At 64.6% G+C, this 13,497-nt stretch carries 11 protein-coding genes; 7 read left to right on the forward strand and 4 right to left on the reverse strand.

The features are described 5' to 3' along the window. The coding region (locus tag ACXIUA_RS06445; protein WP_457976406.1) for a Rib/alpha-like domain-containing protein at positions 1–2,091 on the reverse strand (2,091 nt) is incomplete at its 3' end. 194 nt (positions 2,092–2,285) lie between these two features. Continuing rightward, entirely contained in the window at positions 2,286–2,663 is a 378-nt protein-coding gene (locus tag ACXIUA_RS06450) for an iron chelate uptake ABC transporter family permease subunit (RefSeq protein WP_457976407.1), read from the reverse strand. Positions 2,664–2,749: 86 nt separating this feature from the next. Between ACXIUA_RS06450 and ACXIUA_RS06455 the strand changes: the two genes are divergently transcribed. After that, complete coding sequence (locus tag ACXIUA_RS06455) at positions 2,750–3,994, forward strand: alpha/beta fold hydrolase (protein WP_457976408.1); 1,245 nt, start codon at positions 2,750–2,752, stop codon at positions 3,992–3,994. 1 nt (position 3,995) lies between these two features. On the opposite strand, the gene idi is transcribed toward ACXIUA_RS06455, so the two are convergent. Both idi and ACXIUA_RS06465 read right to left on the reverse strand, forming a co-directional pair. Further along, positions 3,996–4,553 (reverse strand): isopentenyl-diphosphate Delta-isomerase, encoded by a 558-nt coding sequence (gene idi / locus ACXIUA_RS06460; RefSeq protein ID WP_070478018.1) that lies wholly within the window; start codon positions 4,551–4,553, stop codon positions 3,996–3,998. After that, complete coding sequence (locus ACXIUA_RS06465) at positions 4,553–5,023, reverse strand: hypothetical protein (RefSeq protein WP_240492791.1); 471 nt, start codon at positions 5,021–5,023, stop codon at positions 4,553–4,555. Before ACXIUA_RS06465 ends, idi begins: the two co-directional genes overlap by 1 nt. 149 nt (positions 5,024–5,172) lie before the next feature. Here ACXIUA_RS06465 and ACXIUA_RS06470 point away from each other — a divergent pair, with 149 nt between their 5' ends. From ACXIUA_RS06470 to ACXIUA_RS06495, 6 genes are read left to right on the forward strand one after another with little or no spacing between them, the layout of a single operon-like run. After that, entirely contained in the window at positions 5,173–7,035 is a 1,863-nt protein-coding gene (locus ACXIUA_RS06470) for an ABC transporter ATP-binding protein (RefSeq protein ID WP_070478019.1), read from the forward strand. Positions 7,036–7,087: 52 nt separating this feature from the next. Continuing rightward, positions 7,088–8,209 carry a MalY/PatB family protein gene (locus tag ACXIUA_RS06475; RefSeq protein WP_070478020.1) on the forward strand — a complete coding sequence of 374 codons (1,122 nt, stop codon included), beginning with the start codon at positions 7,088–7,090 and terminating at the stop codon, positions 8,207–8,209. 6 nt (positions 8,210–8,215) lie between these two features. Further along, positions 8,216–9,925 (forward strand): maltose alpha-D-glucosyltransferase, encoded by a 1,710-nt coding sequence (gene treS, locus ACXIUA_RS06480; RefSeq protein ID WP_256000937.1) that lies wholly within the window; start codon positions 8,216–8,218, stop codon positions 9,923–9,925. A gap of 10 nt (positions 9,926–9,935) precedes the next feature. Beyond that, positions 9,936–11,066: a phosphotransferase gene (locus ACXIUA_RS06485; RefSeq protein ID WP_256000936.1), complete on the forward strand. Its 1,131-nt coding sequence runs from the start codon at positions 9,936–9,938 to the stop codon at positions 11,064–11,066. 59 nt (positions 11,067–11,125) lie between these two features. Beyond that, positions 11,126–12,490: a branched-chain amino acid transport system II carrier protein gene (gene brnQ / locus ACXIUA_RS06490; RefSeq protein WP_256000935.1), complete on the forward strand. Its 1,365-nt coding sequence runs from the start codon at positions 11,126–11,128 to the stop codon at positions 12,488–12,490. 9 nt (positions 12,491–12,499) lie between these two features. Next, positions 12,500–13,486, forward strand: coding sequence for an LLM class flavin-dependent oxidoreductase (locus tag ACXIUA_RS06495; protein WP_256000934.1), 987 nt, complete (start codon positions 12,500–12,502; stop codon positions 13,484–13,486). The last annotated feature ends 11 nt before the right edge of the window (positions 13,487–13,497 follow it).

Genomic DNA, 13,497 nt, shown 5'->3' on the forward strand with positions numbered 1-13,497 from the left:
AGCCGACGTCGTAGCCGATGGTCTCGTCGTTGCGGTTGTCCGCGGCGCGGAACTTTCAACGCTCGGCTGAACAGACGTAGTTGTCCGCGAGGCGGACGGCTTGGTGGTCGCGGTTATCCGCGGCGTGGAACTTTCAACGCTCGGCTGAACAGACGTAACAGACGTAGTTGTCCGCGGCGCGGACTGCTTCGTGGTTGCAGTTGTCCGCGGGGCGGACGTCGTTGGCTTCGGCGGTACCACGCTTGGTACCACGCTTGGCACCACACTCGGCGCCGAACTCGACGGCGTGGCCTCAGCCTCAGCCGCGGACACTGTCACAGCGGCAGTAACCGTCTCGGTGGACTGGTCCGGGTAGGTAACCAAAACCCGGACGTCGTGGCGCCCGGCTTTTGTCCCGGCGGGCGGGGTTACGGTGAGGGATCCATCGGCGGACACGGTGACCCAATCTTGTGTGTGGGCGTCGCGGGCGAAGCTGACGTCGTCAGGCGCGGGACGACCTGTGGGAGCGAGTGTGGGTGCCGGCGCCGTGGTGCGCTTCCCTGCTTCGACGGTGATTGGCTGCCATTCCGGCTGGTAGTCCTCGGCGAGTGGTTTGGCGCTGACTGCGAATTGCGCGGAGTCCACAATTTGGGACTCGAGCATCAATCGACCCTGGAAGGTGGTGCCGTCGGGGGTGTCGTCGGGGACGGTGAAGGAGCAGCTGTTGAGGTTGTCGTCGTTGCAGGCACCGACGATTTCGCCTCGCGCGTTGGTCCACTCGATGTCGGCGGACTGGCCAAGTGCGGAAACCATTTCTACGAAGGGGTGCACGTCGGCTCCAGGCGCGGCGCGGTGCAGGCCGGTGGAGGCGCTGAGGTGGAGGCGGGGGTCGGAGGCGTCGGGGACGAGGGCGAAGTGGACGCCGTCGGCGGCGAAGATGCCTTCCGCGCGATACTGGGCCGCCGGGAGTACGGAGTGTTCGCCAGCGGGGCCAAACATCGGCACGGACCATCCCGAGTATGCCGGGAGCACCTGCTGCGTTGGCCCGGAGTGCTTCGAGCCTGCGACGACGAAGCCGTACAGCGAGTCTTCGGTTACGCGTCCGCTGAATCGCACGGTGTAGTGGCCGTGCTCGACCTTTGCCATCACGGTTTCAGCGATCGCTTCGGGGTATTCGCGCAGGTATGCGGCCTGTGCGCGGGAAAGCTCGGCAGGGTCTGCGACATCGCCGGTGGCCTCGCTGAGCTTTTCGACGCCCTCTTCGCTCAAGCGGCTCATCACCACGTAGTGGCCGTCGCCATCTTGGCCTTCAGTTTTGCGCGGGAATCCGTCTTCCTGGTTGATGCTGGACCAGTACACCACGCCGGAGACTGAGTACTGTGGTCGATCTCCGGCGGGGCCTTGCTCATCGAGTTGCCACTCAGCGCGCGGGCGGGCGAACGCGAAGGGGGCGTCGGCGGTGGCGGGTTGTTCGGCGGCGTAGATATGGGCGTGTGTCAGTGCGGAGCCTTCGATGACTTTGGCGCCGAGTAGCTCGTCGGTGTCGGGGCTCATGAATCCGACACCGGAGCCTGGTCCCTGACGCAGCGTGACTAGGGTGTTGCCGGCGGGCCCTTGTTGGTTGGGGCGCAGCCACAGCTTGTAGCGAGTCCGCTTGCCTCCAGATTCCGGGGCAAAGCGGTGCAGGGTGCCTTCGGAGTCAACCCAGTCGAGGTTGTCGAAGACGAAGTAGCCTTCTCCCGGAGGGGTGCCGTCGGCAAGTGTGTGGGTGCCCGCAGTAAAGACTGGGGACGCCGGGGACGTGTTGTCCATCCACTGCAGGTAGACGGTGTAGCCGTTTCCGAGTCCCTGCTGTTGCGCATTCAGCGAGTAGGCGTCCGTGGCCAGCACTGCGCGGCCCTGCACGACTCCCTGCACCTGCTGCTGCTCGATCTGCTCCAGCGAGGTGACGCGGCCGGCGGCGATGGCGTCATTTTCAGTTTGTGCCTGCTCTACAGCGGGGTGCGGGTCCGCCGCGAGAGCGGGCGCGTCGTTAAGCGCGAGTGAGCAGATGATGGTTCCGGCGATCAGCGCACGTCGGCGGGCGGCGCGGGACGCTCCAAAGTTTCGCATGAGGGGTGTCCTTTCGGAGGCAATAAAATCGCCCTGATGCTACTTCAAAGTTTCCCGAAAACACGCATCCTAATTAGCCCGACAAAAACATATGAAACACGGTAGACAATTCTCCCGCCTGCACATTTACGAGCCGTCACGCCGTAGCCCATACAGTACATTTTCGACACCTGGCCACAAACAGGCGTCGCACACTAATGAAACTTCAAGGTCACAAAAACATCCACCGCACACTCGCGCGGGATGTACGGGTCCGCGAGCATGTTGCGCACGAGCGTCTGTAGGATCGCACCTGCGATCGAGAGCCCAGCACCGACGAACATGCCGAGCACCGCGCGGGGCATGCGGATGTCCCACACAATGGTGTTCTTCACTGGCTCCACCTCAAGCGGGGTGCCGAAGAAATGGTGCGAGATGATGTTGAGCGTCTCGCTCGGCGCGACGGGAACGGAGCCGTAGCCCACGCACATAATAAAGGTGAAAACGAGCGCCACGCTCAGGCCGATCGCCCAGGCGGTCGCTTTCATTCGGTGTCTGCGAAAGCCGAGGATATCGGCGTGTTCTGTACGCATGCAGACTAAGGTAAACCAACCCACAGCTTTCGTCAATTATCCAATTGATTATCCCAGTATCTTGGTGGCGTTTACACTGGCCTGTCATGGACGTCACCATCACCTGCCCCGCCGGCGCGATCACCGGCACCGCCACCACAGCCACCCGCGAGTTCTACTCCATCCCCTACTCGCGTATCGACGTCCCTTTCGATCCCCCACGCCCCGCCCCCGAGGGTCATCTCATCGACGCCACCACGCCGCACCCAGACACCATCGGGCTGAGCATCACCACCCCGGCAACAGCGCGGGCCCTCGACGACTACCCGGTGATGGTCTATCTGCACGGCGGCCGCTTCGAGGAAGGCAACCACTGTGAGACCACCTCCCAGCCGGAGGCGTTCGCGAAGCAAGGCGTCGTGCAGGTGCGGGTGGGGTACCGTCGAAAATTCCCTGGACTGCTCCCCTTCACCAATGACACGTCGTTCCGCGCGGTGGAGGACTGCCAGGAGGCGCTGCGGTGGGTGCTGCGCAACATCGAGCACTTCGGCGGCGACCCAACCAACGTCACGCTGGTCGGGCATTCGGCGGGGGCGGCGCTGGCGCTCTGGCTGGCGCGCCGCGACCACTACCAGGGAGCATTCCGGCGCGTGCTGGCGCTGTCCCCCGCGTTTCCGCGCGTGCCCTTTGCGCAGCGCAAGTGGGCGGCGCGCGGGGCGCTCGGCACGGCGCTGACGCGCCTCGACCTCAACTGGTTGGCCGAGCGCCGCCCGGACGCCATTGAGCGCGCCTACCAGCGCTTCCGCACCCAGTACTTCCACGACATCGCCCTTGGCCCGGCACCCTTCGAGCCTGCGGAGCTCGCCGACGTACCAATCGTGGTCACCTCCACCCGCGAGGAGTTCCACCAGGCCGGCGAGGGCTTCAACGCCTTTGGTGCCACGTTCATCCGCTGCTTCGGCCGATTCTTCGGCGCCAAAAGCGCGGCGGCCCGGCGCAACTACATCGAGGCCGCACGAACCACGGACCCCGGCAAACTCGCGGGCAGGTTCCTATCGGACGCACTGATCCGTCGCTGGGTCGACGACGCCTGCGAGCACGGCCCTGCAGACATCCGTCAGATCGAGTTCTGCGCAGATACCCCGCTTGGACACAGCTACGAGCTCGAGACGCTCTTCGGAGAGCCTACGACCCACATCGGCCAGCTTGTCTACAGCTACATCTGCAGCGGGCAGGCCGACTGGCCCACCTACCGCCCGGGCCGAAACGTCCTGCGCGCCTCGCTCAGCGCGGACACCACGACCGTCGTGGAGGATCCGCTGCGCAGCGTTCGGGAGGCGTTCAACCAGTAGGCTAGCGCCCGGCGCGCTCCAGTACAGCGCGCAGCCGCTTATCCGCCAGCTCTTCGACCAGCCACGGCGAAAACGCGAACGGGGTCGCGTCTGCCGCGCGAACAACGTCGGCGGGGTCGGCCCAGTGCAACGAGTCCACCTCGTCCGGGTTCGGGTCCACAGCCTCGTGGCCCGGCGCCAGGCGCGCGGAGTACACCGGGCAGATTTCGTACTCGACGATGCCGGAGGAATCCACCGCACGGTAGCGGAACTCCGGCAGCACCGGCTTTACGTCCAGCACAGCCCCCTCCGGCAAGCGCAGTTCCTCGACCGAGCGGCGCAGGATCGCCGTCGGCACGTCCTCGCCGGGGCCGGGGTGGCCGCAAAAGGAGTTCGTCCACACCCCGGGCCACGTCTTCTTCCCCAACGCGCGCCGGGTGAGCAGCAGCTGGCCGTCCTCGTTGAACAGCCAGCAGGAAAACGCCAGGTGCAGCGGGGTTTCCCCGGTGTGGACTGCGGCCTTGTCCGCGGAGCCGATCGGGGACCCGTCGTCGCTCAGCAGGATTACTTCTTCGCGCATTAGTTATTCAGGTTCCCCTTGAACTTCACGTTGCCGATCGTAAACTCCGCATCCCACAGGCCATCCGGGGTCACGTCGAAGGCGTACTTCGCGTTCGTGGTTGCCCCCGGACCCAGCGGGCGGTCCACGCCGAGGATGTCTACCCCTGCCTGCTCGGCGCTGATCGGGTTGGCGTCGACAAACTTGTTGTTGCCGGTGTTGTAGCGCAGCTTCGGCTTGAGCACGTCAACGGGCATTGGCACGTCGCTCTTGTTCGTCACTGCCACGACGATGATGCTGCCGGCGCCGGTGCCGTAGCTGCTGCCCTGCCACTTGTAGGACAGCTCCATCTTCGGGTCATCGACGCGCTCGCCGGTGATCTCTGTGGAGGTCACCGGGTCCACTTGCTCTTGGTGGAACTCCGGCTGTGGGGCGCCAGTGGGCGTCGTCACCTCGATGTCAGTGGATGTTGCGGTGTCATCCTCAGACACGCACCCGCCCAGCGTGAGAGTAGTAACGAGCAGCAAGACCGCAGCTGACAGTGTGTGGTGGCGCATCGGTGCCCTTTCATATGGTTCAAGCGAAAACAATTGGTCACTATTGTACGAGTTTCACCCGGCCGCGCTACGCTGGGCCACCTATGCAATCTCTCACCCGTGTGTTACGAAGCGCTTCCGCCCTGTGGCCATTCTACCTCGCCATCGTCATCATCTCGACGGTTGTTGCAGGCCTCGGGCTGATTTCTCCCTTCATCGTGCGCGAGGCCACCGACACAATTGTCGACGCCATCAACGAGTCAGCCAACGCGCCCGCCGACCCAGTGCGCACCGTGCTGTGGCTCGCATTCGCGCTGTTCATCGCGACCTCGCTCAGTGGGCTGGCGAAGAACGTCTCCGGCTACCTCGGCGACATCATGGCGGCGCGGATCCGACAGATCCTGTCCACCCGCTACTTCGCCAAGCTGCTGTCGCTGCCGCAGCGCTACTTCGACACCCAGGTCACCGGCACCATCATCGCCCGGCTGGACCGCTCGATTGCCACGGTGACGCAGTTCATCCAGTCCTTCTCCAACAACTTCTTGCCGATGATCATCCAGATCATCGCCATCCTTATCATCACGTCCTTCTACTACTGGCCGCTGACCCTGCTGCTGCTGGCGCTCTTCCCCATCTACACGTGGCTGACGGCGCTGACCTCGAAGCGGTGGCAGAAGTGGGAGGCGGAGAAGAACGCGCAGATCGACGAAGCGAACGGGCGCTTCGCGGAGGTCGTCGGCCAGGTCAAGGTGACCAAGTCATACGTGGCGGAGGTCCGCGAGCTGGACAAGTTCGGCAACCACTACAACAACACGGTGAGCATCACCCGCCCGCAGTCGCGCTGGTGGCACTCCATGGACGCCCTGCGCGGGCTGGCGATGTCGCTGATTTTCATGGGGATCTACATGATCCTGTTCGTGCGCACCATCCAGGGCCACTTCAGTATCGGCGACATGGTCATGCTCATCCAGCTGATCACCATGGCCCGTCAGCCGGTGATGATGCTGAGCTGGATCGTCGACAGTGCCCAGCGCGCCGTCGCTGGTTCCCGCGACTACTTCCAGGTCATGGACGAGCTGGTGGAGCCCACCGCGAACCGCGAGCTCGTCGCCGCGACCCAGACCTCAGGTGTGCCGGAGCTCACCGTTGTAAAGCACCGCCCGCTGCCAGTCCACGAGCCCGTCGTGGAGTTCGACTCAGTCACCTTCGAGTACGAGCCAGGCGAGCCCGTCATCCACGACATGAGCTTTCGCGCCCACGCTGGAGAGAAGGTCGCCCTGGTCGGAGAGTCCGGCGGTGGCAAGTCCACCATCGTGAACCTGCTGTTGGGCCTCTACCCTATCCAGGAAGGCACCCTGAAGGTGTGCGGGCAGGATCTGGCGGAGCTGGGCGTCGAAAAGCTGCGCGCGACCACGGGCGTGGTGTTCCAGGAGGCGGCGCTGTTCTCGGGCACGGTGTTTGAGAACATCGCCTACGGTAAGCCGGACGCGACGATGGACGAGGTGGTCGCGGTGGCTAAGCGTGCCAACGCGCACGACTTCATCATGAAGTTCACCGAAGGCTACGACACCGTCATCGGCGAGCGTGGCCTGCGCCTGTCCGGCGGGCAGCGCCAGCGCGTCGCGGTCGCGCGCGCGATGTTGAAGGACGCGCCGATCTTGATTCTCGACGAAGCCACCTCCGCCCTCGACACGAAGGCGGAGCGCGCCGTGCAGGCAGGACTCGACGCGCTGATGGAGGACCGCACCACCATCATGATCGCGCACCGACTATCCACCATCGCGGATGTCGATACCATTATCACCCTGCGCGACGGCCGCATCGACGAAATTGGCACCCCTGCGGAGCTTGCGGTCTCCGGCGGTATTTATTCAGAGCTACTGCGGCTCACCGCGTCCTCCTCGGCGGCGGATCGTGCCAGGTTACAGGCCTTCGGCTTCCACACCGACGACAGCGAGGAGGAGTAGCAACCTCGCGGGCCTGTGGCGTGTGAGGGTGGCCTGACTACAGTCGTGGGACATGAAGTTCCCAGACCTTTCCACCCTCCGCGACCGCCGTACCCGCAAGTGGACCGTGCACGACGAGCACGTGCTGCCACTGTTTATCGCCGAAAGCGACTTCCCCACCGCCCCGCCTGTGAAGGCGGCGGTGCTCGACGCCGTCGAACGCGAATGCCTCGGCTACACGCCCGCCCCGCGCGCGCAGTGCCTGGCAAAGAACGTCTCCGAGTTTTACGCCCAGCGCTACGGCTGGCGGCCGGACCCTGCACGCATCTTTACTGTCCCCGACGTGGTGCGCGGCGTGCTGCTTGCGATCGAGCACTTCACCGAAGGCGACGTCATCGTGCCCGTGCCGGCGTACTTCCCCTTCCTCGAGATCGCCTCAACCGCGGGGCGCAATCGCGTGGACGTCGGCAGCGAGGGCGGCCTGGACCTGGCAGAGGTCGAGGAGGCGTTTCGCAACGGTGCCGGCTCCATTATCGTGACCAACCCGATGAACCCGTGGGGCTACATCTTCAGCCGCGAGGAGCTCGACGCGATCTGCGACATCGCGCGCCGCTACGGGGGCCGCGTCATCGTTGACGAGATCCACGCCCCGATCGTCTACGAGGGCAGCCACGTGTGCGCCGCCGAGCACAACCCGGACGTGTGCATCACGATCACGGCGACGTCGAAGGCCTGGAACGTGGCAGGCCTGAAGTGCGCGCAGATACTCTTCTCCAACGATGAGGACGTGGCTACCTGGAACGCGCTGTCCAACATCACAAAGGAAGGCACGGGCACGCTGGGCATCGTGGCTGCGGAGGCCTGCTACGGGCAGGGCACCGAGTACCTAGACCAGCAGGTAGAGCAGCTGCGGGCGAACCGCGACTGGCTCGTCGAGGAGCTGCCGAAGCAGATCCCCGGCATCACCTTCCCCGTCCCGGAGGCGACCTACCTGCTGTTGGTGGACTTTTCCGGCACGAAGCTCACCACCGAGACCCCGGCCGAATGGCTCTTGGAACACGCGGGCGTGGCGCTCAACGAGGGCACCAGCTTCGGGCCCGGCGGCGCGCACAAGGCGCGCCTCAACTTCGCCACCTCGCCCGAGATCCTGCAGGAAGCCGTCCAGCGCATGGCTGAGGCAATCAAGCTACTGTGAGGAAGCATGAACGAAAACGACAAACTTCCTACCCCGCAGGCCACCGACTTCTCCACACCCACCCCGGCCGCCGAGCCGTGGGAGCGCCCTGACCCGGAGTGGTACAAGGACGCAGTATTTTACGAGGTGCTGGTCCGCGCTTTCTTCGACCCGAACGGCACCGGCTCCGGCACCCTCCAGGGCCTGGAGTCCAAGCTGGACTACCTGCAGTGGCTCGGCGTCGACTGCCTCTGGATCCCACCGTTCTACGACTCGCCGCTGAAGGACGGCGGCTACGACATCCGGGATTTCCGCAAGGTGCTGCCGGAGTTCGGCACGGTGGAAGACTTCGTCTCCCTTATCGACGCCGCCCACCGCCGCGGGATCCGCATCATCACAGACTTTCCGATCAACCACACTTCCGACCAGCACCCCTGGTTCCAGGAGTCTCGCCGCGACCCGTCGGGCCCGTACGGGGATTACTACGTGTGGTCGGATGACCCGGAGAAGTACGCCGGGACCCGCATCATCTTCATTGACACCGAGGAGTCCAACTGGACGTTCGACCCGGTGCGCAAGCAGTACTTCTGGCACCGCTTCTTCTCCCACCAGCCGGACCTGAACTACGACAACCCGGCGGTCCAGCAGGAGATTTTGGACGTCATCCGCTTCTGGCTGGACCTGGGGATGGACGGCATCCGCCTCGACGCCATCCCGTACCTCTTCGAGCGCGAGGGCACCTCCTCGGAGAACCTGCCGGAGACGCACGAGTTCATTAAGAAGGTCCGCGCGTTGTTCGACGAGGAGTACCCGGGCCGCTTCCTGCTCGCGGAGGCGAACCAGCTCCCGGAGGAGGTCGTCGCTTACTTCGGTGAGGGCGAGGGTGACGAGTGCCAGATGGCGTTCCACTTCCCGGTCATGCCGCGCATTTTCATGGGGATTCGCCAGGAGCTGGCGCAGCCGATCGTCGATATCCTGCGCGAGACGCCGCCGATTCCCGAATCCGCGCAGTGGGGCATGTTCCTGCGCAACCACGACGAGCTCACGCTCGAGATGGTGACGGACCAGGAGCGCGAGTTCATGTACCAGAACTACGCGTTCGAGCCGCGGATGCGCGCCAACGTGGGCATCCGCAGGCGCCTTGCTCCGCTGCTGGGTGGGCACCGCGGGCGCCTGCAGCTGGCGCACGCGCTGCTGCTGTCCCTGCCCGGTTCGCCGTTTTTGTACTACGGCGACGAGATCGGGATGGGCGACAACATCTGGCTGCCTGACCGCGACGGTGTGCGCACCCCGATGCAGTGGTCGAACGACCGCAACGGCGGCTTTTCCAAGGCGGATCCGGAGCGGCTCTACCTGCCGCCGGTGCGCAACGACCAGTACGGCTACGACATTGTCAACGTCGAATCCCAGATGAAGCTGGAAAACTCGCTGCTGCAGTGGGTGCGCCAGATGATCATGATCCGCAAGCAGTACCGCGCGTTCGGCCGAGGCTCCTACATCGAGGTTGACCACACAAACCCGCAGGTGTTGGCGTTTATCCGCGAGTACGAGGGGGAGCGGATCCTGTGCGTGCACAACATGTCTTCGCGCCCGCAGGCCGTCGAGATGGACTTGTCGCACTACAACGGTGTGGTGCCCCGCGAGCTGACCGGCGGCGAGGAGTTCCCGGCCATCGGTGAGCTGCCGTGGCTGAGCACACTCGCGCCACATGGCTTCTTCTGGTTCGATATCTCCTAACATTGGTCACATGATTGATATTGCTGCGCAGCGCTTCTACGGCGCGAAGTCCGAGCCGGTCGACGCCATCGACGTCGTCGCCGCGGAAGACGTCACCTCTCCCACCACCGGGGAGCACTTCACCTGGCAGATTCTCGCGGTGCACCACGGTGGCACGGTCGACCACTACCAAGTGTTTGTCGACGCCACCGGTACCCACGACGTCCTGCACACTCCCGAAGGCGCCGAGGCCTACCTGGCTAACGTCGCAACGTTTGGCGCGGTAGAGGGCATCATCGACTCCTCCGGCGCGCGCCCGCTCGGTGCCGAGCAGTCCAACACCTCACTGGTGGTCGGCGAGCACATCGTCAAAGTGTTCCGCCGCCTCGAGGACGGGCTGAACCCAGACGTTGAGCTGCTGAGCCAGATCGCGGACTGCCCCGCGGTCGCCGCGGTGCGCGGCTACGCCACCCGCGACGGCCAGACCCTTGCGATGCAGCAGGACTGCATCGTGGGCGGCACCGACGGCTTCGTGCTCGCCACAGGCGGCACGCTCGACACCAGCGACACCAAGGCGCTCGGCACGGCGATCCGCCAGGTGCACACCGCGCTCGCCGAGGCCTTCCCCACCGAGACCGCCAGCCCGTCGTCCCTGCGCACACGGCTCACGCACCACTTGGACTCCTACATCCAGCGCGCGCCGGTGCTCGAGCAGTACCGCGAGCGCATCCTGAAGCTCTACTCGCTTCTCGACGCTAGCTCCGCCACCACCGCCACGACACCCCTGACCACGCAGCGCGTCCACGGCGACCTCCACCTTGGACAGACGCTGAAGACAGATTCCCAGTGGTTCCTCATCGACTTCGAGGGCGAGCCAGCCCGTCCGCTGCAGGAGCGCCGTCTGCCGGATCACCCGCTGCGGGACGTAGCTGGGATGATCCGCTCCTACGGGTACGCCGCGGCTGTGGGCAACTTTGACGCTGCCTGGGAGCGGGAGCACGTCGAAAAGCTGCTGGAGGGTTACGGCACTGCCCCCGCGAGCGAGGACCCTGTTCTTGCAGCGTACGTGGTGGATAAGGCTGCGTACGAGGTGGTGTACGAGGCGAACAACCGCCCAGATTGGGTGGAGATTCCGTTGAGGGCGATCGAAACACTCGTATAAACGTCTCACAGAATGGAAAAGATTTCCCATTTTTTCGCTGTGTGTTGTACTGTGTGGCAATGGACCACACACAGAACGCTCAAACGGGCACGAAACAGGGGAACTCCACCCAGGCGGTCGTCGTCACCGCGCTGGCACTGTTTTCCATGTTCTTCGGTGCCGGCAACCTGATTTTCCCACCAATCCTGGCCGTCCAGGCAGGCGATAACTTCTGGCCTGCCATCCTCGGCTTCCTCAGCACCGGCGCCCTGCTGCCGGTGCTGGCGGTCATCGCGATTGCACTGTCCGGCACGAACGTGCGCGACCTCGCGCAGCGCGCCGGCAGCATCTTCGGTGTCGTTTTCCCGGTGCTCGCCTACCTGTCCATCGGCGCGTTCTACGCGCTGCCACGTACCGGCGCGGTGTCGATGGAAACGGCCATCACCCCGCTGTTCGGTGTGTCCGGCCTGTTCGCCTCGGGCGTGTTCAACGTCATCTTCTTCAGCATTGCCCTGGCGCTGAGCTGGAACCCGAACACCATCATGGAAAAGCTCGGTAAGTTCCTCACTCCGGCGCTGGTCATCCTGCTGGTCGTGATGATCGCCGTTTCGCTGTTCCGCTGGGACGTAGAGCCTTCCGCCCCTTCGGAGCACTACCAGTCCGGCCCGTACCCGACCGGCCTGCTGGAGGGCTACCTGACGATGGACTCCATCGCCGCGCTGGCCTTCTCCATTGTCGTGATTTCCACGCTGCGTTCGAAGGGCTTCCCTGAGGGCAAGAAGCTGGTCAACGGCACCATCGCAGCTGGCGTCGGTGCGGGCGCGCTGCTGGCACTCATCTACGTCGGGCTGGGCATGATCGGTCGCGTGATGCCGGACTCCGACCAGTTCGATAACGGCGCTGGCCTGCTGGCTGAAGCCTCCAACCTGACGATGGGCCAGGCGGGCCAGGTCATCTTCTCACTGATCGTGCTGCTGGCCTGCCTGACCACCGCAGTCGGCCTGATCACCGCGACCGCAGAGTACTTCTCCACCGAGTTTGGTGGCGCCTACCGCACGTGGGCGGTCATCTTCACCATCGCCTCGATGGTCATCGCGACCCAGGGCCTGGACTTCGTGATGACGATTGCCGCACCGGTCATCGGCTTCCTGTACCCGCCGGCCATTGCCCTGATCTTCGTCACCCTGGTCGAGCCAGCGTTCAAGCGCCACATGGCTTTCCGCTGGGCGTTCTTCCTGCCGATCTGGGTTGCTGTGGTCTGGTCCGCAATCGAGACCTTCATTTCCCTCGGCTGGGGTGCCGACGCCCTGACCCCGCTGGTCAGCTGGTCCATACTGCACGATGCTGGCCTGGGCTGGGTTCTGCCAGTAGCGGTGGCGTTCGTCATCGGCCTGGTCGTGGACCTGGCCCGCCCGAAGCAACACGCGGAGGACGTCAACGCGTAGTGTGGGGCCATGTCTACCCCACTCTCACTGATTGATTTTTGCACCAGATACTCCGGCGAGTCCGTCGCCGACGCAATGCAGCGTTCCGTTGCATTCGCGCAGAAGGCGGAATCGCTGGAGTATTCGCGTATTTGGTACTCCGAGCACCACAACATGCACAGCATTGTCTCCTCGGTGCCCTCAGTGCTTATTGCCCACATCGGGGCGAAAACCGAGCGCATTCGGCTCGGCGCAGGTGGAGTGATGCTGCCGAACCACTCCCCGTACGTGGTTGCGGAGCAGTTCGGAATGCTCGAGGAGCTCTACCCTAACCGTATTGATCTCGGGCTTGGCCGCGCCCCGGGCACCGACCAGCAAACGCTCGGCCGGGCGCTGCGGCGCGACCCGCGGGCGGCCGAGCACTTCCCGGAAGACGTGCTCGAGCTACAGGCGTGGTTGAGCGACAACTCCCCGCTGGCCGGGGTGACCGCCGTGCCGGGCGCAGGCACCAACGTGCCACTGTACATCCTCGGCTCCTCGATGTTCGGGGCATCGCTCGCAGCGAAGCTCGGCCTGCCGTACTCGTTTGCCTCCCACTTCGCGCCCAACATGCTGGAGCAGGCCACGGCGTATTACAAGGAGAACTACGAGCCGTCCGAGCGCTACCCGGAGCCCTACTGCATCGCGGCCGTAAACGTCACCGCTGCGGACACCGCCGAGGACGCCGAGCGCCAGACCCACCTGGTGCACCGCAACCGGGTGCGCGCCATGATCGGCCGCCGCGGCACCATGCTCAACGACGAGCAGCTCGACGAGGTTGTGCGCTCCCCACAGGGCCAACAGATTATTGGCATGCTGCGCTACACCGCGGCCGGTACCGGCGATCAGGTCCGCGACTACCTCACCGACTTCACCGCCACCGCGCACGCGGACGAGTTGATGATTTCGCTGCAGGCCCCAACGCATGAAGAGGCGCTGCGTTCGATGGAAATTCTCGCAGGAGTCTGGGACCGCTAGACTCTACACTC

This window comes from Corynebacterium sp. UMB8791 (assembly GCF_054166365.1).

What these genes read in the sequence shown, in the direction of transcription:
- treS (WP_256000937.1), top strand. Translation starts at nt 8,216, where the DNA reads ATGAACGAAAACGACAAACTTCCTACCCCGCAGGCCACCGACTTCTCC.
- idi (WP_070478018.1), bottom strand. Translation starts at nt 4,553, where the DNA reads ATGCGCGAAGAAGTAATCCTGCTGAGCGACGACGGGTCCCCGATCGGC.
- ACXIUA_RS06485 (WP_256000936.1), top strand. Translation starts at nt 9,936, where the DNA reads ATGATTGATATTGCTGCGCAGCGCTTCTACGGCGCGAAGTCCGAGCCG.
- ACXIUA_RS06475 (WP_070478020.1), top strand. Translation starts at nt 7,088, where the DNA reads ATGAAGTTCCCAGACCTTTCCACCCTCCGCGACCGCCGTACCCGCAAG.
- brnQ (WP_256000935.1), top strand. Translation starts at nt 11,126, where the DNA reads ATGGACCACACACAGAACGCTCAAACGGGCACGAAACAGGGGAACTCC.
- ACXIUA_RS06450 (WP_457976407.1), bottom strand. Translation starts at nt 2,663, where the DNA reads ATGCGTACAGAACACGCCGATATCCTCGGCTTTCGCAGACACCGAATG.
- ACXIUA_RS06455 (WP_457976408.1), top strand. Translation starts at nt 2,750, where the DNA reads ATGGACGTCACCATCACCTGCCCCGCCGGCGCGATCACCGGCACCGCC.
- ACXIUA_RS06470 (WP_070478019.1), top strand. Translation starts at nt 5,173, where the DNA reads ATGCAATCTCTCACCCGTGTGTTACGAAGCGCTTCCGCCCTGTGGCCA.
- ACXIUA_RS06495 (WP_256000934.1), top strand. Translation starts at nt 12,500, where the DNA reads ATGTCTACCCCACTCTCACTGATTGATTTTTGCACCAGATACTCCGGC.